The organism is Streptomyces turgidiscabies Car8 (assembly GCF_000331005.1).
In the GTDB taxonomy this organism is placed as follows: domain Bacteria; phylum Actinomycetota; class Actinomycetes; order Streptomycetales; family Streptomycetaceae; genus Streptomyces; species Streptomyces turgidiscabies.
In genome coordinates this window covers 1-17,228 of sequence record NZ_AEJB01000535.1, presented here as the reverse complement: position 1 = coordinate 17,228, position 17,228 = coordinate 1, and the positions used below count along the sequence as shown (strand labels likewise).

Below are 17,228 nucleotides of genomic sequence, written 5' to 3'. Positions count from 1 at the left end.
GCGGGGCGCCACCGGGCGGCTGGTATCCCTGGGGCCCGCCGGAGGTGACGGCGGGACCGGGAGGCGGGTATCCCTGCGATCCGCCGGGTCCGGGGCCGGCGGGCTGGTAACCCTGCGGGCCGCCGGGTGACGTACCACCAGGGCCACCGGGGCCTCCGGGGCCACCAGGGGTGGGGCCGGGCGGCGGGGGGACCGGGCGGGACGGGTCTCCGCCGAAGGGCGGGATCGGCTCGGCGGGGCGGTTGATCTGCGACGGGCGCGAGCTCTGGTAGTCGTACCCGTCACCGCTGCCGCCGTAGGACGGTCCCGCCGGGCTGGGCGGCGGAGGCTGGAAGCGCTGGCCGGGGCCCGCGCCACCGGGGCCCCCTCCGTACCCCTGGCCCGGTCCGGGCGCCGGCGGGCGCGGGGCGGCCGGGGTGTACGAGGTCGCCGTGTTCGTCAGGAAGTTCCACCGGCACTCCTCGCAGAACGGAGCGCCCCCCTCACGCGGGGTGCGGCACTGCGGGCACAGCTCCTGCTCGGCGTCCGGTACGGCGGACAGGTGCGAGCGGCTGCCGGGCGCCCCGGTGGCGGACCCGGGCGGCGGGTAGGCGTAACCGGGCGCCGGAGGTGGCGGCGGGGGCGGGGGCACGGCACCGGCCATGCGGTGACCGCAGACCTCGCACCAGTCGTCGGAACCCGACTGGTGTCCGTTCGGGCAGGTCGGCATGTCGGCTCTTCCCCCTCTCCTCTTCGCTACGTTTTGTTCAGTTACTTCTTTACACGAACAGTCTTTGTGGACCGTGTTTCGAGTGTCATCTCGTCGGCCTCTTCGACCTTCGCCTTCAGTCGCACAGTACCTGCCGCGGCGTCGACCACGTCCACCACCTTCGCAAGCAGTTTCGCAGTATCCGCGTTTCCGGAGGCACTGGCGAGCTGAACGGCTCGTCCCAGCTTGGCCGTTGCACCGTCGACATCACCCGCTTTGCGCGCATCCAGCCCCTGCTGGATGACCTGTGCCAGTTCGGCCTGACCTGTGTAGTGCGCGACCTGGGGATTGATCGACGTCGAGGCCGCCATGTCGTCGGTCCACACGGCCCGTACGAGGCCCTGCGCGCCGAGGTTCTGGGCGCTGCCGTCGGGCTGCGGGATCACCAGCGAGACCCGGGCGGCCAGCATCTCCTGGCCCAGCCCGGCGGAGGGCACCTGCACGCACACGTGGTAGTCGCGCGACTCGTCGCCCCAGGAACCGGTGGGGTAGTCACCGGCGCGCGGACCGGCCTCCGTGCGGCGGTCGGTCAGCTCCTCGACGGTGGGCGCCACCTGCTTGACGAACTTGATCTCCGTGCCGACCGGGGTCCACAGCCTGAGGGCGACGTCCGCGACCTCCTTGCCCATCGCCGTCTCCATCATCTGCGTGAAGTCGGCGGCGAGGCCGGCCGGGTCGGCGACGATGTCGGAGGTGCCGAGCAGCGCGGAGGCGATCGCGGTGACCTCCTTGACCTCCCAGTCGGTGCCCACACCGCGTGCGTCGCAGGTGAAGCGGCCGGCGCAGGAGTCCAGGGCGGCCTTCAGGTCCTCCGGCGACTCGTGCTCGTTGCGACCGTCGGTGAGGAGGATGCCGTGCCGGATGGCGACCTCGGACGAGGACAGCAGCCGGTCGGCGAGACGCAGCCAGGTGCCGATGGCCGTGCCGCCGCCCGCGGTCAGCCGGCGCAGTGCCTGCTTGGCCTGCTCACGGGTGGTGGCGTCGGCGACCGCGAGCCGACCGCCGCCCGGGTAGACCTCCCTGGCGACGTGCGTGCCGTCGATCACCGTGAAGTGCACACCGTCGCGGACCGCGTCGATCGCGGCGGCCGTCGCCTCCCGGGCACCCCGCATCTTGGTCGGCGGGTAGTCCATCGAGCCGGAGCAGTCGACCATGATCGCCACAGCCGCGTCCGGTCCCTGGCCCGGTGAGTAGAGGTGGGGTGCCGCGACCGCGGTGCCGACCGTGCCGCCGCCGGTCGCGGTGACCGTCACGATCGCGCTGACCTCACGGCCGCCGTCGGGCAGGTACTCGTTCTGGTAGACGTCCACCGAGAACTGCGGCACGTTCGACTTCGAGAAATTGGCCATGCCTGCTTCGCTCCCCCTCGTGAACCCCACATCCGTGGAGCAGTGACTGTATGCGGACCGGTCCCCTCCGGTCCTCCTGGGGGCACCCCCGTCGTCAGTGCCCTCAGGCCGATCCTGCCCCCTGCGACGGGGCGGGGAACGGCACGACGGCCACTGTTACGTTGTCGTGGCCCCCACCGTCCAGGGCGTGCCCGAGGAGAACCTGGGCGGCGTGCAGCGGACGCGAGGCGGCATCCTGCGGGAGGACCTCGGCCAGCTCGTCCGCGGACTCCGCGTAGTTCCACAGCCCGTCCGTGCAGACCACCACCACGCCCGGCCGGTCCGGCTTGAAGGACGCGGTGTGCGGCTCCAGTTCGTACGCGTCCGCGCCGAGCCAGCCCGTGATGGCGTGGGCCCGCTCGTCGGCGTACGCCTCCGCCTCGTTCATCAGGCCCGCCGCGACCATCTGCGCGGCCCACGAGTCGTCCTCGGTGAGCCTGGCCGGGGCGGTGGAGCGGTCCAGCGGGACCCAGTAGGCGCGGCTGTCGCCGACCCAGCCGACGACCAGCAGGGACGGGGTGACGACGCAGCCCACCAGGGTGCAGGCCGGGGAGTTCTGGTGCGGGGCGTGCTCGCGGGCCCCGGCGGGCTCGTCCGCCAGCGCGTTCACGGCGTGCGAGGCGGCGAGGATCGCGTCGTGCATCGCCTGCTGGGGGTGGGTGCCCTGGGGCAGGGCCGCCATCAGCGAGTCGCCGGCCGCCCGGGACGCGGCCAGCGAGGCCTCGTCGGGGCGGGTCGCCGAGGAGACGCCGTCGCAGACGATCGCGACCAGCGCGGGCGTGCGGTTGGGCAGCGTGGTGTGCGAGATCGCGTACGCGTCCTCGTTGCGGTGGTGGCGCAGACCCCGGTCGGTGACCGCGGCGAGCGGTCCTACCTCGTCCTCCATGTGGTCGCGCTCCCGTGGCTGGGCGTGCCCGCAGTTCTCGCAGTAGCCGTCGTCGTCGACCCGCCCGGCCCGGCAGGCCACGCACACCTTGGTGCCGGCCGGCGGCGTCGCCGTCTCGGCGGCGCGCGGGGCGGGCGCCTGGAGCGGGTACTCGTCGGGCTCACCGCCGGCGGCCCGGTCGAACCGGACACCCGTGGACGGAGGGACCGGAGGGACCGGCGGACCGGTGGTCGGCGGCGCGGGCACCGGCGGCCGGCCCGGAACCGGCGGGAGCGGGGTCTCGCCCGAGTCGGTGCCCCGGAGGTCGGTCGCCAGGTGAACCGGCGCGGGCGTGCCGGAGCTGGTGGTCTCGGGCGCGTGGGGCCAGTCCACGGAAGCGGCCTCCGGAGGCGGGTGCGGCGCGGACGCGAGGGCGCCGCTCAGGGTGAGGGTCGGAAAGTCACCGGGGCGCGGGGGCACGGCCGACAGGTCGTACCCGCACGCGCCGCAGAACCGGTCGTCCGATTCGATCGGCTCCTCGCAGCTCGGGCACCGGGACAGGGCGGTCGGCCGGGCCGGCTCGGGCATCTGGGACATCAACTACACCCACGTCCGGGGGCGGTAACGGTTGGCTCGTTCCACCAGGTCGATCCTCTCCTCGCCGCCCTGCGCGAGCCGGGCAAGCGTCCGGTACGAGCGCTCCAGCCCGAAACGCAGACCACGCTCGTCCAGGTCGCTGCCGAGCAGCACCCGCCCCCCGACGGCCGGAGGGGCGGAAACCTGGTCCTGGGAGAGTATCCAGTCCAGCGCGCAGCCGAGGACTTCCGCCGACAGCCGCTCCCGCCGGACCGCGTCCAGACCGTACCCGGCGAGCGCCTCCACCTGCCCGGCGGACGCGATCAGATCGTCCAGGAACGGCACGTCCGCGGCGACGGCGGTCCGCTGCCGCAACCGCGCCCGTACGGCCGCCACACGGGCCGCCGTGTAGTGGATCGAGGACTCCGGGACCGACTCCAGTGTCTTCACGGCGCCACGGCGGTCGCCCGCCGCCAGCTGGACGCGGGCCAGCCCGAACGCGGCGCTCACATAGCTCGGGTCGGTCGTCCACACCAGCCGGTAGTACTCGGCGGCGTTGTCGAGCTGTCCGAGCACCTCCGCGCACAGCCCGAGAGCCAGCTTGGGCGGACTCTCGCCCGGGAAGGCGTCGTAGATCGCGTCGAACGACAGCGCGGCGCCCTCGTGATCACCCGTCACCAGCGCGGCCACGCCTTGGTACCAGACCACCCGCCAGTCGTCGGGCCGGTCCTGCCCCAGCTCGACCAGCGACTCCAGGGCGGTCGCGGCGTCCCCGTTCTCCAGCCGGGCCCGCACCTCCCGCAGCCGGGTCTCCGTCGACTGCGCCGGCACCACCGCGAGGGCGGCGATCAGCTCCCCGGCCGCCGACGCCAACAGGCCTGCCAGGAAACCCGCGTTGGGGTCGGTCGGGTCCACGCGGGGCACGGGCAGCGCGAGCGCGGCCGCACCGGCGTCGATGGCCTTCACGAGACGCGGGGTTCCGCCGAGCGCCCTGGTGGCCCCTGTGAGGGCGGGAGCGGCCTGCGCCGAGGACTTCTTCCGGGGCGCCGTCACACGTGCTCCCAGCCGCGACACCTCCCCGTCCAGCGCCGGGAACAACTCCGCGTCCGTGACCTTCACCTCGGGCCCGAACAGCGTCGACAGCGCGGGTCTGGCCCGGCCCGTCTGGAGCGACACGACCTCGCGCAGTACGCCCGTCAGCTGCTCGGACATCTCCTGCGCGGACGCGAACCGGCGCGCCGGGTCGGGATCGGTGGCGCGGACCAGGAGCCGGTAGAACGACTCGTACTGGCGGAAGACCTCGATGTGGTCGGGGTCGGGCAGGGAGTCCACGAACACGTTCGTGTAGCCCTGGAAGTCGAACGTCATGACGGCGAGCGTGCGCGCGACCGTGTACAGGTCGGACGCCACCGACGGGCCGACCTCCGCGACCTCCGGCGCCTGGTAGCCGACCGTGCCGTAGATGGCCGACTCGTCGTCGTCCACCCTGCGGACCGCGCCCATGTCGATCAGCTTCAGCTGGTCCTCGGTCTGGATCGCGTTGTCGACCTTGAAGTCGCAGTACAGCAGGTTGCGGCTGTGCAGATAACCGAGCGCCTCAAGCGCCTCGATGCCGTACGCGCAGGCCTGCTCCACCGGCAGCGGGTCCCGCTTCCCGGCCGGGGTGCGGCGGTCGTTGGCGATCTCCTTCAGCGACTTGCCGCCCACGTACTCCATGACGATGTAGCCGTCGAGCGAGCCCGTGCGCTGGTCGAGGTGCTCGACGAAGTTGTAGATCCGCACGATGTTGGCGTGCACGGTCTCCGCGAGGAAGCGCCGCTCGGAGATCGCCGCCGCCATCGCGTCCTGGTCACCGGTGTCCAGCAGCCCCTTCAGGACCACCCACTGGTCCGACACCGCGCGGTCCACGGCGAGGTAGACCCAGCCGAGGCCGCCGTGCGCCAGACAGCCCACCACCTCGTACTGGCCGCGCACGATGTCACCGGTGTGCAGCTTGGGCGCGAAGGAGTACGGGTGCCCGCACTTCGTGCAGAACCCCTCCGTACGTCCCGGCCGCCCCTCGCCGCGCGCCCGTCCCACCGGCACCCCGCAGTCGGAGCGCGAGCAGAACCGCTTGCGCTCGGGCACCTCCGGGTTCTCCAGCACCATCGAGCGCGGGTCGGGCCGCGGCACCCCCGGCACCTCGACCAGGCCCGCACCGAGCCGGCCGCGCCCGGTCGACCCGGCGGTCGAACCCGAGCTGCGCACCGACACCGAGCGGCCGGTCGACTTCCCCGACAGGGACCGCGACAACCGGCCGGAGACCGAGCGGCGGGACTGCGAGGAACGGGACGTGCGGGACGTACGGGTCGAGGCACGCGAGCTGTTCGAGGACGAACTCCCGCCCCCCGAGCCCCGCCTGCCGCTCCCGGCGACCCCGGTGGACGGCGAACCGACCATGCCGCTGGACACGACCGGCGCGAGTCCGCACGTGTCGCAGTACAGCTCACCGCCGCCCATGTCCTCGTAACCGCCCTCGCAGTCGGGCCGCTGGCACTTCTGCTGTTCGGACTCGGTCATCAGTAGTCCCCCCTCCGGTCACTGGGTCCGGCCTGGCCGGGCACCCGCGGGCCGCCGAAGTACTCGGCGGCGGCCTGCTGGTAACGCAGCACGGCCTGCTCCGCGACCCGCAGGTCGCAGGGCGCGCTCCACAGCATGCGGCGCGCCGCGTCGTACCGCTCGATCAGCAGCGGATCCTCCGCGAAACCGTGCCGGGCGACCTTCGCCTTGTACGCGTCGAGCCGGCCGCGCAGCTCCGCGCGGACCGCCAGCGGCTGGGTGACAGCCGTCAACGACTCACGGGCCCGCATCAGTTCGTCCTCCGCCTTGGCCTCCAGCGACTCCAGGAGCGGCGAGAGACGGTGCCACTGGGCGTGTCTGCGGTACTCGGAGGCCATCGACAGCTGTTCCTGCAACGCCGTGGGCGGCCCGCTCACGGCGGGCACCTCCGACGCGGCGATCTTCGCCAGCACCTCACCGCGCGCGCTGCGCGCCTCGGCGAGCGTGCGGTCCGCCCTGGACAGCACGTCGCGCAGCTTCACGAGCCGCGCCTCCGCGTCCTGGCGGACCGTGAGCACGGCGTCGATCTCCCGGCGCACGTCCTCCAGGGCGCGCGCCTCACGGTCGTACACCGTGGTGTCCGGACGGCCGCCGCCGGGCGCCGAACTGCCCTGCGCGGGCAGCCAGAACGCCAGCGGGTCGGAGATCACCCGCTCGCGCAGGGCGGTCAGGGTGCGTGTGATGCGCTCCAGGTCGTCGCCCGCCGGGTGCTCGCCGGGGCGTACGCCCACGGAGTGCGCCAGCTGGCGGGTGCGCTGCAGCTCCGCGGCCAGTAAATCTATCCGCGCGGGCAGGGCCGACCAGACCGCGTCGGAGGTGACGACCATGTCCAGCGACGTCGCGTACAGCTCGTTCATCCGCTCCACCAGGCCGGCCAGCGAGAACAGCTGGCTGAGCTTCCCGGTGCCGTGCAGAGTGGGCGCGTTGGCCGTCGCCGTGGCGCTGCCCGCGACCGTGACGCACTCGCCGCGCAGCAGCTCCGTCAGCTCCACCAGGTCCTCGCGGCTGGACCAGCGGCGGCGCGAACGGATGTCACGGGCGGAGCGGAACGTGTCCGAGTACGCGTCGAAGTACGCCCACAGCAGCGTGATCGACGCGTCCGCGGCCGTCCAGCGCTCCTTGGTCGTGCCGGTGAGCTCGGCGCCTTCGAGGAGTCTGCGGCCCGCGTGGTCCTGGAGGGCGAGGAGCGAGGTCTCGATCGCCTCGTGCTCCGCGCCGAGCCGCGCCAGCGCACGGTCCACCTCGTCCCGGTCCATCACCGGCCCGGTGGCTCCCGTGACGCCCATCGATCACCTCGACTACTCGTGTGGTTGGCTCGTTCGGTCGGCTCTTCGGTCGGTCGGTGAACGTCACTTGTAGCGGGGCACCGGCGGCTTCGCCGACTCCGAGTCGCTGCCGAGAGTCGGCGACAGCCACTTGTCGTACGACGCCTGCCAGCCGCCGTCCTGGCGGTACTGCTCCAGTATGCGATTGACCCGTGCCGCCAGGTCGTTCGCGCCCTTCTTCACCGCCACGCCGTAGTAGTCGGTGGTGAAGGTGCCGCCCTTCAGTTCCACCGTCGGGTCCTGGGCCGCCTGGCTCGCGGCGAGCGCGCCGTCGGTCACCACCGCGTCCACCTGGCCGAGTTGGAGCCGGACGAGACAGTCGAGCTGGCTGGGGACCTTCGTCCTGATGTCGGCGGTGGCGACCGCGGGCTTCTTCGCCGCCTTGTCCGCCGTCAGCTTCTCGAGCGCCGTGGAGCCGGTCGCCGAGCAGATCCGCTTGCCGTCGAGCGTCTTGTCGTACCCCTTGATCGTGGAGCTCTTGGGCGCGAGGACCTGCTGCCCGGTGAGGAAGTACGGCGCGGAGAACGACACGTCGTCCAGGCGCTTGCAGGTGATCGTCATCGTGCGGACGATCATGTCGACGCGGCCGTTCTTGATGGCCGGGATGCGCTGGTTGGTCGGGATGGCCTTGAACTGGACCGCGTTCTCGTCGCCGAGGATGTCCTTGGCGATCCGGTGGACCAGGTCGATGTCGAAGCCCTCCAGCTCCGCCTGCTTGCCGCCGTTCGGATCGCGGTAGCCCCAGCGGTAGCTGTTCTGGTCGACGCCGACGATCAGCCGCCGGTCCTTCCGGGCCTTGATCTTCTCGATCGTCGTCCCGTCCAGCGAGGAGGGCGCCGGGCTCCGGTCCTGCGGGTTCACGCAGTCCGCCGCCGCCCTCACCTGAACGCCCTCGGCGACCCCTTGGCCGCCCGTGCCCGTACTGCCGTCGCCGTGCGACGTCGTCAGCGGGAGCAGCAGCGCGAAGGCCACCGCGAGGGCGCAGACGGCCGCCATCGCCCCCACACCGCCCCAGCCCCGCAGTCCGGCCCGCAGAGCCCGGAGACCGGCCCGCAGGACCTGGAGACCGGTGCGCGGACCGCGCGCAAGCCACTGTGCGTTCATCGTCACGCCCCCTCTCGTCGCCCTCATCGCCCGAACCCTTCGTACCGCATCAGCGGTACTCCGACAGCCTGCGCCCGATGCCGAGCACCGCGCCCGCCGCGCCCAGCACGGCGAGGCCGGCGGCGCCCACAGGGAGGCCGGTCATCGCGTCCCGGCCGTCCATGGCCGCCTGCTGGAACTCCGTCTGCTCATGTCCGATCGCCGTCTTCAGCGCGCCGTCCACGGCGTCGAAGCACTCGCCGGTCGGCTTGTCGCTCTTGTCGCCTATGACGCGGGCGAGCGCCTGCTGGAAGTCACCCGACTCGTACTCCGCCTGCGCCTCGTCGTGGCGCGTCTTCCACTCCTTCATACCGCCGACGGCCGACGTGACCGGCTTCTTGCCCGCCTGGTCGTCGGCGAGCCGCTCGGCCACGGCGAGACCCTTGCCGAGCGCGCTCATGTCGCCCTCGAAGTCGTGGTCGTACGCGTCGACGACCTCGCCGTCGGGCAGTTCGACCGTCTCCGCGCCGCGTGCCACCAGCGTCAAATTCTCGTTGCCGCGGGCCTTGAGGGAAGCGATCCGGGCGTCGTGCAGCACGTTCAGTGAGCGGATGCCGTGGTCGTAGGAGTCGTTCAGCCCCGAGCGGGCGAGACTCTGCCCGGCGACCAGCCACAGCATGACGATCGTCGCGGTGGCCGTCGCCGCGACCAGACCGTGGTTCAGCACCCGGTTCGTACGCCGGTAGTTGCGCCGCTGGGTCCACACGAGGGCGCCGAGCACGACGACGCCGAGACCGATCGCCGCCCAGGGGTACGAGGTCGCGTCCGCGTAGTCGGAGCCCAGCCGCTGGTTCTCCTTGGCGTAGAGCTTCTCCGCCCGCGGGAGCATCTGGTCCTGCATCGTCTCGTTCGCCAGCCGCAGGTACGAGCCGCCGACCGGGAAGCCCAGCCGGTTGTTGGCGCGGGCCCGCTCGATGTAGCCCGTGTACACCGACAGCAGCTTGTTGAGGTCGGCGATCGTCGTCGCGGACTCGGAGTCCGGTTCGGAGTTGGTCGCGGCGGCGGAGAGCTTCGCGGCGGCCTTGCGGATGTCCTCCTGGTAGCGCGCGCGGGAGGTCGCCGTCTCGTCACCGCCGGCCAGGAAACCGCTGGACGCGGCGGTGTTGGCGTCCGCGAGGGAGCTGTAGATGTCCGCCGCCGCGGAACTGAGGGGCTGGCTGTTGTGCAGCACGTCGTCCGCGGCGGACGACCGGTCGGTCATCTGCCAGGCGGTGACGGCACCGAACGCGACGACGAGCGCGGCGAGGAGGGCGCCGATGATCCGCAGCCGCCCGGGCTCGGTCGTCGCGGCGGCCCGCAACTGGTCGACACCCTCGGCGAAGGCCGTGCGGCGCGGGGGCTGGGGGACGCCGGGAGCGGAACCCCTGCCTCCCTGCGAGGGGATGGCGGGCAGGGCCGAGGCCGCGGGCGTCCCGGACACGCCTGACGTGCCGGGTCCGTCCGGCGAATCGGGTGTCGGTGGTGCCGCACTGCTCGTAGCTGTCACTGTGACCTCCCCCATGGTCATCCGTCACCGCCAGTATCGCCCCCGGCACTGACAATCCGCACCGACCTTGACTGGATCTTGATCGGATCGCAAAGCGGCAGCGTTGTGTCGCAGTGCGGTGGTGTGGTGCCGGGGCGCGCTGCCCCGTATTCGGACATACACGCGCTCCCCGCACCACCCCTCTGCCCATGAATACGCCGGAGGAATCTGTTCGGTTCCCGTACGAAGCTGGTCAGACCTCGTAGAAGCGCCGTACGCGCGCATGCGCCTCCGCCGGGGCGTTCGTGTGATCGAGGCCCAGCAGCGCCGCCCCCAGCACGGGCCGTGCCGTCACCACCCGGGCGACCGCCTTGGGCGCCCGGGCGGCGAGCAGTTCGGTGACGCGGTCCGTCAACCGGGCGTGCTGGGCCGCCAGTACGCCACCGCCCAGCAGCACCGGGGTCTCCTCTTCGAGGAGACCGAGGCGGCCGAGCGCGACCGCGGCCATGGCCACCACCTCGTCCGCCAGCCGGTCCACCAGCGCACACGCGACCGGGTCACCGTCCGCCGCCGTGGCGAACAGCACCGGCGTCAGCTCATGACGCCGCGCGTTGTCGACGCCCCCCAGATGCAGGGCCTCGATGAGCGCGTACATGGAGGTGAGCCCGAAGTGGGCGGGCAGGGCGGACATCAGGGCCGTCGGACCGCCCCGGCCGTCCTCCGCCCGCGCCGCGTGCCACATGGCCTCCTCCGCCAGGCCCCAGCCCCCGCCCCAGTCGCCGGAGACCCGCCCCAGCGCGGGGAAGCGGGCGGTGCGGCCGTCCGGGGTCATCCCCACGCAGTTGATGCCCGCGCCGCAGACGACGGCGACCCCGCGCGGCTCGGTGATCCCGGCCCGCAGGATCGCGAAGGTGTCGTTGCGTACGTCGACACTCGCGCCCCACGCGCGTGCGTGCAGCGCGGCGGCGAACTGCCGTTCCTCCACGGGGAAGTCGGCGTTCGCCAGACACGCCGAGACCCGGTCGACGGCACTGACCCCGGCGGCGGTGAAGGCCTCGGCGACGGCGTCGGCCAGCCCGGAGACCGCGACGTCCAGTCCGTCGGCCGGCGGCCGGAACCCCCCGCCCCGCGCCGTGGCCAGCACCTCCCCGTCGGCCGCGACCACCGCCACGTCGGTCTTGCTGTTGCCGGCGTCGACGGCGAGGACGTGTGCGGTCATGCCCACGCGAGATGCTCCCGGTTGTGCGCGATCAGGGTGTCGGTCAGAGTGTCCGCGTAGTCGTACTGGCCGACCAGCGGATGCGCGAGCAGCGCCCGGAAGACCCGGTCGCGCCCGCCGTGCAGCGCGGCCTCCAGGGCCAGTTCCTCGTAGGCGGTGACGTTGGCGATCAGCCCCGCGTACAGGGGGTCGACAGCCGGGACGGCCAGGGGAGTGGCCCCCGTCCGGCCCACCGCCGCCTGCGTCTCGATGACGGCGTCGTCCGGCAGGAAGGGCAGCGTTCCCTTGTTGTACGTGTTCACCACCTGGTAGGGACTGCCGCCCCCGCCCAGCAGCGACGCGGCGAGATCCACCGCCGCCTCCGAGTAGAAGGCGCCGCCGCGCTTCGCGAGCAGCTCCGGTTTCTCGTCCAGGGCCGGATCGCCGTACATCCGCAGCAGTTCCTCCTCCATGGCCGCCACCTCGGCCGCCCGGGAGGGCTTGGTGCGTAGTTCGCGTACGACGCTGTCGTGGGCGTAGTAGTAGCGCAGGTAGTAGGACGGGACCGTCTCCAGACGGTCGAGGACCGTACGCGGAAGACGCAGGTCGTCGGCGATCCGGTCGCCGTACTCGGTCAACAGCCGGGGGAGGACGTCCTCGCCCTCGGGGCCGCGCAGGCGGACGCCGGTCTCCCAGGTGAGGTGGTTGAGGCCCACGTGGTCGAGGTGGATGTCGGCCGGCGTCACCCCCAGCAGGGCGGCGAACTTCCGCTGGAAGCCGATCGCCACGTTGCACAGGCCGACCGCCTTGTGGCCCGCCTGGAGCAGGGCCCGGGTGACGATGCCCACCGGGTTGGTGAAGTCGATGATCCAGGCGTCCGGGTTGGTCCGCCGGACCCGCTCGGCGATGTCCAGGACGACCGGCACCGTACGCAGCGCCTTGGCGAGGCCGCCGGCGCCGGTCGTCTCCTGGCCGACGCAGCCGCACTCCAGCGGCCATGTCTCGTCCTGCTGCCTGGCTGCCTGGCCACCGACGCGGAGTTGGAGCAGGACGGCGTCGGCGCCCTCGACACCCTTGTCCAGGTCGTCGGTGGTGGTGATCCTTCCTTCGTGGCCCTGCTTGGCGAAGATGCGCCGGGCGAGCCCGCCGACCAGCTCCAGCCGTTCGGCGGCCGGGTCGACGAGCACCAGCTCCTCTATGGGCAGGGTGTCCCGCAACCGCGCGAAACCGTCGATGAGTTCGGGGGTGTAGGTCGATCCGCCGCCGACCACGGTGAGTTTCATAGCAGGATCAACCCTTTACGCCGGTGAGAGTGACGCCTTCGACGAACGCCTTCTGGGCGAAGAAGAAGACGAGGAGCACAGGGGCCAGGACCAGCACGGTGGCCGCCATGGTGAGGTTCCAGTCGGTGTGGTGGGCCCCCTTGAAGGACTCCAGGCCGTAACTCAGCGTCCACGCGCCCGGGTTCTCGGAGGCGTAGATCTGGGGGCCGAAGTAGTCGTTCCAGGCGTTGAAGAACTGGAACAGGGCGATGGCGGCGATCCCGGGCTTCGCCATCGGCAGGATGACCCTCAGCAGGGTGCGCAGATCGCCGCAGCCGTCCACCTTCGCGGCGTCCACGTACTCGCCCGGGATGGTCATCAGGAACTGGCGCAGCAGGAAGATCGAGAACGCGTCGCCGAACGCCAGCGGGATGATCATCGGCCAGAGTGTGCCGGACAGGTCCAGCTGCTTCGCCCAGAACAGGTACATCGGGATGACGACCACCTGGGGAGGCAGCATCATCATCGAGATCACCAGCATGAGCGTCAGATTCCGGCCCCGGAAGCGGAACTTGGCGAGCGCGTACGCCACGGGGACCGACGACACGACGGTCAGGACGGTGCCGAGGCCGGCGTAGATCAGGGTGTTCTTCCACCAGGTCAGAAAGCCCGGGGTGTCGAAGACCTCGCGGTAGTTGGACCACTCCCAGGTGTGCGGGATGAGGTCCCGGCTGAGTGCCTGTGAGTCGCTCATCAGCGAGGTCAGGAACACGAACACGAAGGGCAGGGTGAAGAAGAGGGCCGCCGCGACACCGAGGGAGTGGACCGCGATCCATTCCAGGAAGGCTTTGCGGCGGGCCGTGCGCTCGGCCGGCGTGGCGGGGACCTTCAGTTCCACCGGCGACCGTTCCAGTAGTTGGGTCATTTCAGTCACCTGCCTGGATGAGACCGCCCCGGCGCCGCATCAACAGCGCGGTGAACGCCATCGACAGGGCGAACAGCACCAGGGCGACGACACAGGCGGAGCCGTAGTCGAAGCGCTGGAAGCCGAGGTTGTAGACGAGTTGGGGGAGGGTGAGCGTGGAGTGCTCGGGGTAGCCGGGCTGGAACATGGTGCCCGCGCCCTGGATCACACCCGAGGCGACCTTTCCGGCCACGAGTGGCTGGGTGTAGCACTGCATCGCCGCGATGACGCCGGTAACGACCGCGAACATGATGATCGGCGAGATGTTCGGCAGCGTGACGAAACGGAACCGCTGCCACGCCGAGGCGCCGTCCAGTTCCGCCGCCTCGTACTGCTCCTTCGGTACGTCGAGCAGCGCGGCCATGAAGATGACCATCAGGTCGCCGACACCCCACAGGAACATCAGCGTGAGCGCCGGCTTCGACCAGGTGGGGTCGTTGAACCATCCCGGCGCCGGGATGCCGATCTTCTCCAGTATGGAGTTGACCGGGCCCGTACCGGGGTTGAGGAGGAACGCGAACGCCATGGTCGCGGCCACCGGCGGGGCGAGGTAGGGCAGGTAGAAGAGGGTGCGGAAGACGCCCGTACCCGTCTTGATCTTCGTGATGAGCATCCCGATCCCGAGTCCGAACAGGACGCGGAGGGTCACCATGATCACGACCAGCCACAGGGTGTTGCGCAGGGCGGGCCAGAAGAAGGGGTAGGACTCGAAGACGTACTTCCAGTTCTTCGTCCCGACCCAGGTCGGCGGCTTGAAGCCGTCGTAGTGCATGAACGAGAAGTAGACCGTGGAGATCATCGGGTACGCGAAGAAGACCGTGAAACCGATCAGCCAGGGCGAGAGGAAGGCGAGGGTGCGCAGCCTCGAACGCCGGTGCTTCGCCCGCAGGGTGTAGGTGGCGGCCATGGTCACTTCGCCTGCGCGATGTCCGTGTCGATCTGCGCCGCGGCCTTCTTCAGGCCCGCCTTCAGGTCTGTGACCTTGCCGCTCTCGTAGTCGTAGCCGAGCTCCTGGATGGTGGTGAGGTAGACGCCGCCGTTGATCGAGGCCGGGGAGGTGGAGGAGTTGGGGTTCGCGGCGATGTCGAGGAAGGTCTTGAAGCGCGGGTCGTACTTCAGCTTCGGGGACTTCAGCGCCGCGAGTGTGGAGGGCACGTTGTGGATCGCGTTGGAGAAGCCGACCACCGCGTCCGTGTCCGTGGTGATGTACTTGACCAGCTCCCAGGCCGCGTTCTGCTTCTGGCTGGTGGCGGCGATGCCCGCGATGGTGCCGGTGATGTAGCCCTTGCCGTACTGGTCGGCCTGGTCGTCGGGCACGGGCAGCGGGGCGACGCCGATCTCGAAGTCGGGCTTCGCGTCCAGTGCCATACCGAGGCGCCATTCGCCGTCGAGCTGCATGGCCACCTGGCCGGTCTGGAACGGGTGCTTGGGGCCCCACTCGTCACCGAGACCGGAGCGGAACTTCTCCAGCTTCTTGAAGCCGCCGAGGTCGTCGACCAGCTTCTTCTGTACGGCGAAGGCGTCGGCGACAGCCGGGTCGGTGGCGACCGTCGACTTGCCGGACGCGTCGAAGTACGTCGGCCCGAACTGGCCCATGTAGTGCTCGGTGGTCGTCTCCCAGCCGTGGTAGTTCGGCATGAAGCCGAGCTGGGAGTAGGTGTCGCCCTTGGCGATCGTCAGCTTCTTGGCGTCGGCCTCGAACTCGGACCAGGTCTTGGGCGGGCTGGTGATGCCGGCCTTCTTGAAGGCGGTCTTGTTGTAGTAGAGGCCGTACGCGTCGCCGAGCAGCGGGACGGCGCAGCGGTTGCCGTCGAACTGGGTGTACCCGCTCATCGCCTTCGGGAAGGTCGTCGCCGGATCGATGCCCGACTTCTTGAAGAGCGGGTTCAGGTCGACCAGCGCGCCCGACGAGCAGAACTTGCCGACGCCGTTGGTGGTGAACGACGAGATCACGTCCGGCGCCTTGCTGCCGCCCGCGCGCAGCGCCTGGTTCATCTTGTCGTCGGTCATGTTGCCGACGACGTTCACATGGATGTTCGGGTGGGCCTTCTCGAAGCCGGCGATCAGCGCCTTCACGCCCGCCACCTCGTTCGGCGCGCTCCAGGCGTGCCAGAAGGTGATGGTCGTGTCCTTGGTGGCGTCGTCCTGGGTGCCCGAGGAGGACTGCCCCGTACAGGCCGTGGCGAGCAGGGCTGTCGAGGCGGTCACGGCGAGGGCGGAGGCGACTTTTCTTGATATTCCGGGCATGGCGAGGTCTCCCAGGGAAGGGCGTGGCAGGGCAGGGGACTGGTGAGGGTGAAGACGTGCGGGTGAGGCAGGAAGTGCGGGGGGAGGGCGGCTCAGCGGGAGGTGTCGAAGACCTCGTCGCGGGTGGTCGCGAGGGCGCTCTCCAACGCGCCCCGCAGCACGGGGTGTTCGCGTACGTCGCCCACGAGCAGCCGGGGCCGGGCCGCGGCCAGTTCCTCCAGCTCGGCCTGGACCAGACCGCGCAGGGGTTCGCCGCCCGCGGTCAGGGAGGCGCCGCTGAGGACGACGAGTTCGGGGTCGAGGACGGAGACGAGCGAGGCCAGACCGGTGGCCAGGCCGGTCGCGTACGTTTCGAGGAGCCGCCGGTGGGGGCCCGCGTTGATGTCGGCGGCCTGGGCGACGAGGGCTGCGGCGACCTCGGCGTACGGGCCCTCGGGGACGGGGCTGATGCCCAGCTCGCGGGCGAGCCGGGGGATGATCTGTGAACCGGCCAGCTCCTGGTAGCCGCCGCTGCCGGTCCTGCTGACCTGCCGGACGAGGGGTGTGCCCGGCACGGGCAGGAAGCCGACCTCGCCGGCGCCGCCGGTCCAGCCGCGGTGCAGCCGGCCGCCGAGGACGAGTGCGGCGCCGAGTCCGCCCTCGTTCCACAGGAGCACGAAGTCGTCGTGCCCTCTGGCCGCGCCGAGCCGTTGTTCGGCGATGGCGACGAGGTTCACGTCGTTCTCGTACTCCACCGGCATCGGGAGCGCGGCGGCGAGTTCGTCGAGGAGGGCCGGGGAGTGCCAGCCCGGGAGGTGGGAGGCGTAGCGCAGCCGGCCGGTGCCCGGGTCGAAGGCGCCCGGCGTCCCGATGACGAGCCGCCGGAGATCGGCACGGGCCAGCCCCGCCGCCTTGACGGCACCGTCGAGGGCGTCGGTGACCTGCCGGACGACGGGCCGGGCGGGGCGTTTGCCGGGGGTGGGCAGTTCGTACTCGCCCACGGTCCGGCCGGTGATGTCGGCGACCGCGGCGAGGACGCGTTCGGGGGTGACGTCGAGCCCGGCGGCGTACGCGGCGGTCGCGTTGACCTCGTACAACTGGGCGTTCGGGCCGGGCCGGCCCTCGGTGGTGCCGGTCGCCAGCACGAGGCCCGCCGCTTCCAGGCGGGCGAGGAGCTGTGAGGCGGTCGGCTTGGAGAGACCGGTGAGCTTGCCGATCCGGGTGCGGGACAGAGGGCCGTGCTCCAGCAGGAGGTCCAGGGCCGCCCGGTCGTTCATGGCGCGCAGGACGCGGGGAGTGCCGGGCGTGCCTGCGGTTCCTGCGGTACCTGTCACGGGGCTCTGCACCTGCCTTTCCGTGCCTAGCTTTTCACAACCCCGACTACTGTTAGGAAGGTTTCCTATCGGATGGCGAGAAGATAGAACCGGACCAAGGGGGACGTCAAGGGGCAATGACGGGGCAATGAGAGAG

At 71.2% G+C, this 17,228-nt stretch carries 12 protein-coding genes and 1 pseudogene; all 13 read right to left on the bottom strand.

Annotation, left to right across the window (positions count from 1 at the left end; genetic code table 11):
- Positions 1-709, bottom strand: a pseudogene (locus STRTUCAR8_RS50780) (FHA domain-containing protein); the annotation flags it as partial.
- A gap of 41 nt (positions 710-750) precedes the next feature.
- Positions 751-2,097, bottom strand: a complete 1,347-nt coding sequence (locus STRTUCAR8_RS39125) for a vWA domain-containing protein (protein ID WP_006381892.1) — start codon at positions 2,095-2,097, stop codon at positions 751-753.
- 103 nt (positions 2,098-2,200) lie between these two features.
- A complete protein-coding gene (locus STRTUCAR8_RS39120) occupies positions 2,201-3,601 on the bottom strand; it encodes a PP2C family protein-serine/threonine phosphatase (protein ID WP_006381887.1) in 1,401 nt (466 codons plus the stop codon).
- Positions 3,602-6,136: a serine/threonine-protein kinase gene (locus tag STRTUCAR8_RS39115; RefSeq protein ID WP_006381883.1), complete on the bottom strand. Its 2,535-nt coding sequence runs from the start codon at positions 6,134-6,136 to the stop codon at positions 3,602-3,604. It lies immediately after the preceding gene.
- Positions 6,136-7,461 carry a hypothetical protein gene (locus STRTUCAR8_RS39105; protein ID WP_006381889.1) on the bottom strand — a complete coding sequence of 442 codons (1,326 nt, stop codon included), beginning with the start codon at positions 7,459-7,461 and terminating at the stop codon, positions 6,136-6,138. Before STRTUCAR8_RS39105 ends, STRTUCAR8_RS39115 begins: the two co-directional genes overlap by 1 nt.
- Positions 7,462-7,524: 63 nt before the next feature.
- Complete coding sequence (locus STRTUCAR8_RS39100) at positions 7,525-8,604, bottom strand: glutamate ABC transporter substrate-binding protein (protein ID WP_234372465.1); 1,080 nt, start codon at positions 8,602-8,604, stop codon at positions 7,525-7,527.
- Positions 8,605-8,653: 49 nt separating this feature from the next.
- Positions 8,654-10,144: a hypothetical protein gene (locus STRTUCAR8_RS39095; RefSeq protein WP_100247761.1), complete on the bottom strand. Its 1,491-nt coding sequence runs from the start codon at positions 10,142-10,144 to the stop codon at positions 8,654-8,656.
- A gap of 217 nt (positions 10,145-10,361) precedes the next feature.
- Positions 10,362-11,333 (bottom strand): N-acetylglucosamine kinase, encoded by a 972-nt coding sequence (locus tag STRTUCAR8_RS39090; RefSeq protein ID WP_006381897.1) that lies wholly within the window; start codon positions 11,331-11,333, stop codon positions 10,362-10,364.
- Complete coding sequence (locus STRTUCAR8_RS39085) at positions 11,324-12,589, bottom strand: 6-phospho-beta-glucosidase (RefSeq protein ID WP_006381891.1); 1,266 nt, start codon at positions 12,587-12,589, stop codon at positions 11,324-11,326. The genes STRTUCAR8_RS39090 and STRTUCAR8_RS39085 overlap by 10 nt, the downstream gene beginning before the upstream one ends.
- 7 nt (positions 12,590-12,596) lie before the next feature.
- The gene (locus STRTUCAR8_RS39080) at positions 12,597-13,493 is read right to left on the bottom strand and encodes a carbohydrate ABC transporter permease (RefSeq protein WP_044473648.1); all 897 of its coding nucleotides are present in this window, start codon (positions 13,491-13,493) and stop codon (positions 12,597-12,599) included.
- Between the two features lies 1 nt (position 13,494).
- Complete coding sequence (locus STRTUCAR8_RS39075; RefSeq protein WP_044473647.1) at positions 13,495-14,439, bottom strand: carbohydrate ABC transporter permease; 945 nt, start codon at positions 14,437-14,439, stop codon at positions 13,495-13,497.
- A gap of 2 nt (positions 14,440-14,441) precedes the next feature.
- Complete coding sequence (locus STRTUCAR8_RS39070) at positions 14,442-15,779, bottom strand: ABC transporter substrate-binding protein (RefSeq protein WP_006381884.1); 1,338 nt, start codon at positions 15,777-15,779, stop codon at positions 14,442-14,444.
- 92 nt (positions 15,780-15,871) lie between these two features.
- Positions 15,872-17,035, bottom strand: coding sequence for an ROK family transcriptional regulator (locus tag STRTUCAR8_RS39065; protein ID WP_044473649.1), 1,164 nt, complete (start codon positions 17,033-17,035; stop codon positions 15,872-15,874).
- Positions 17,036-17,228 lie beyond the last annotated feature (193 nt).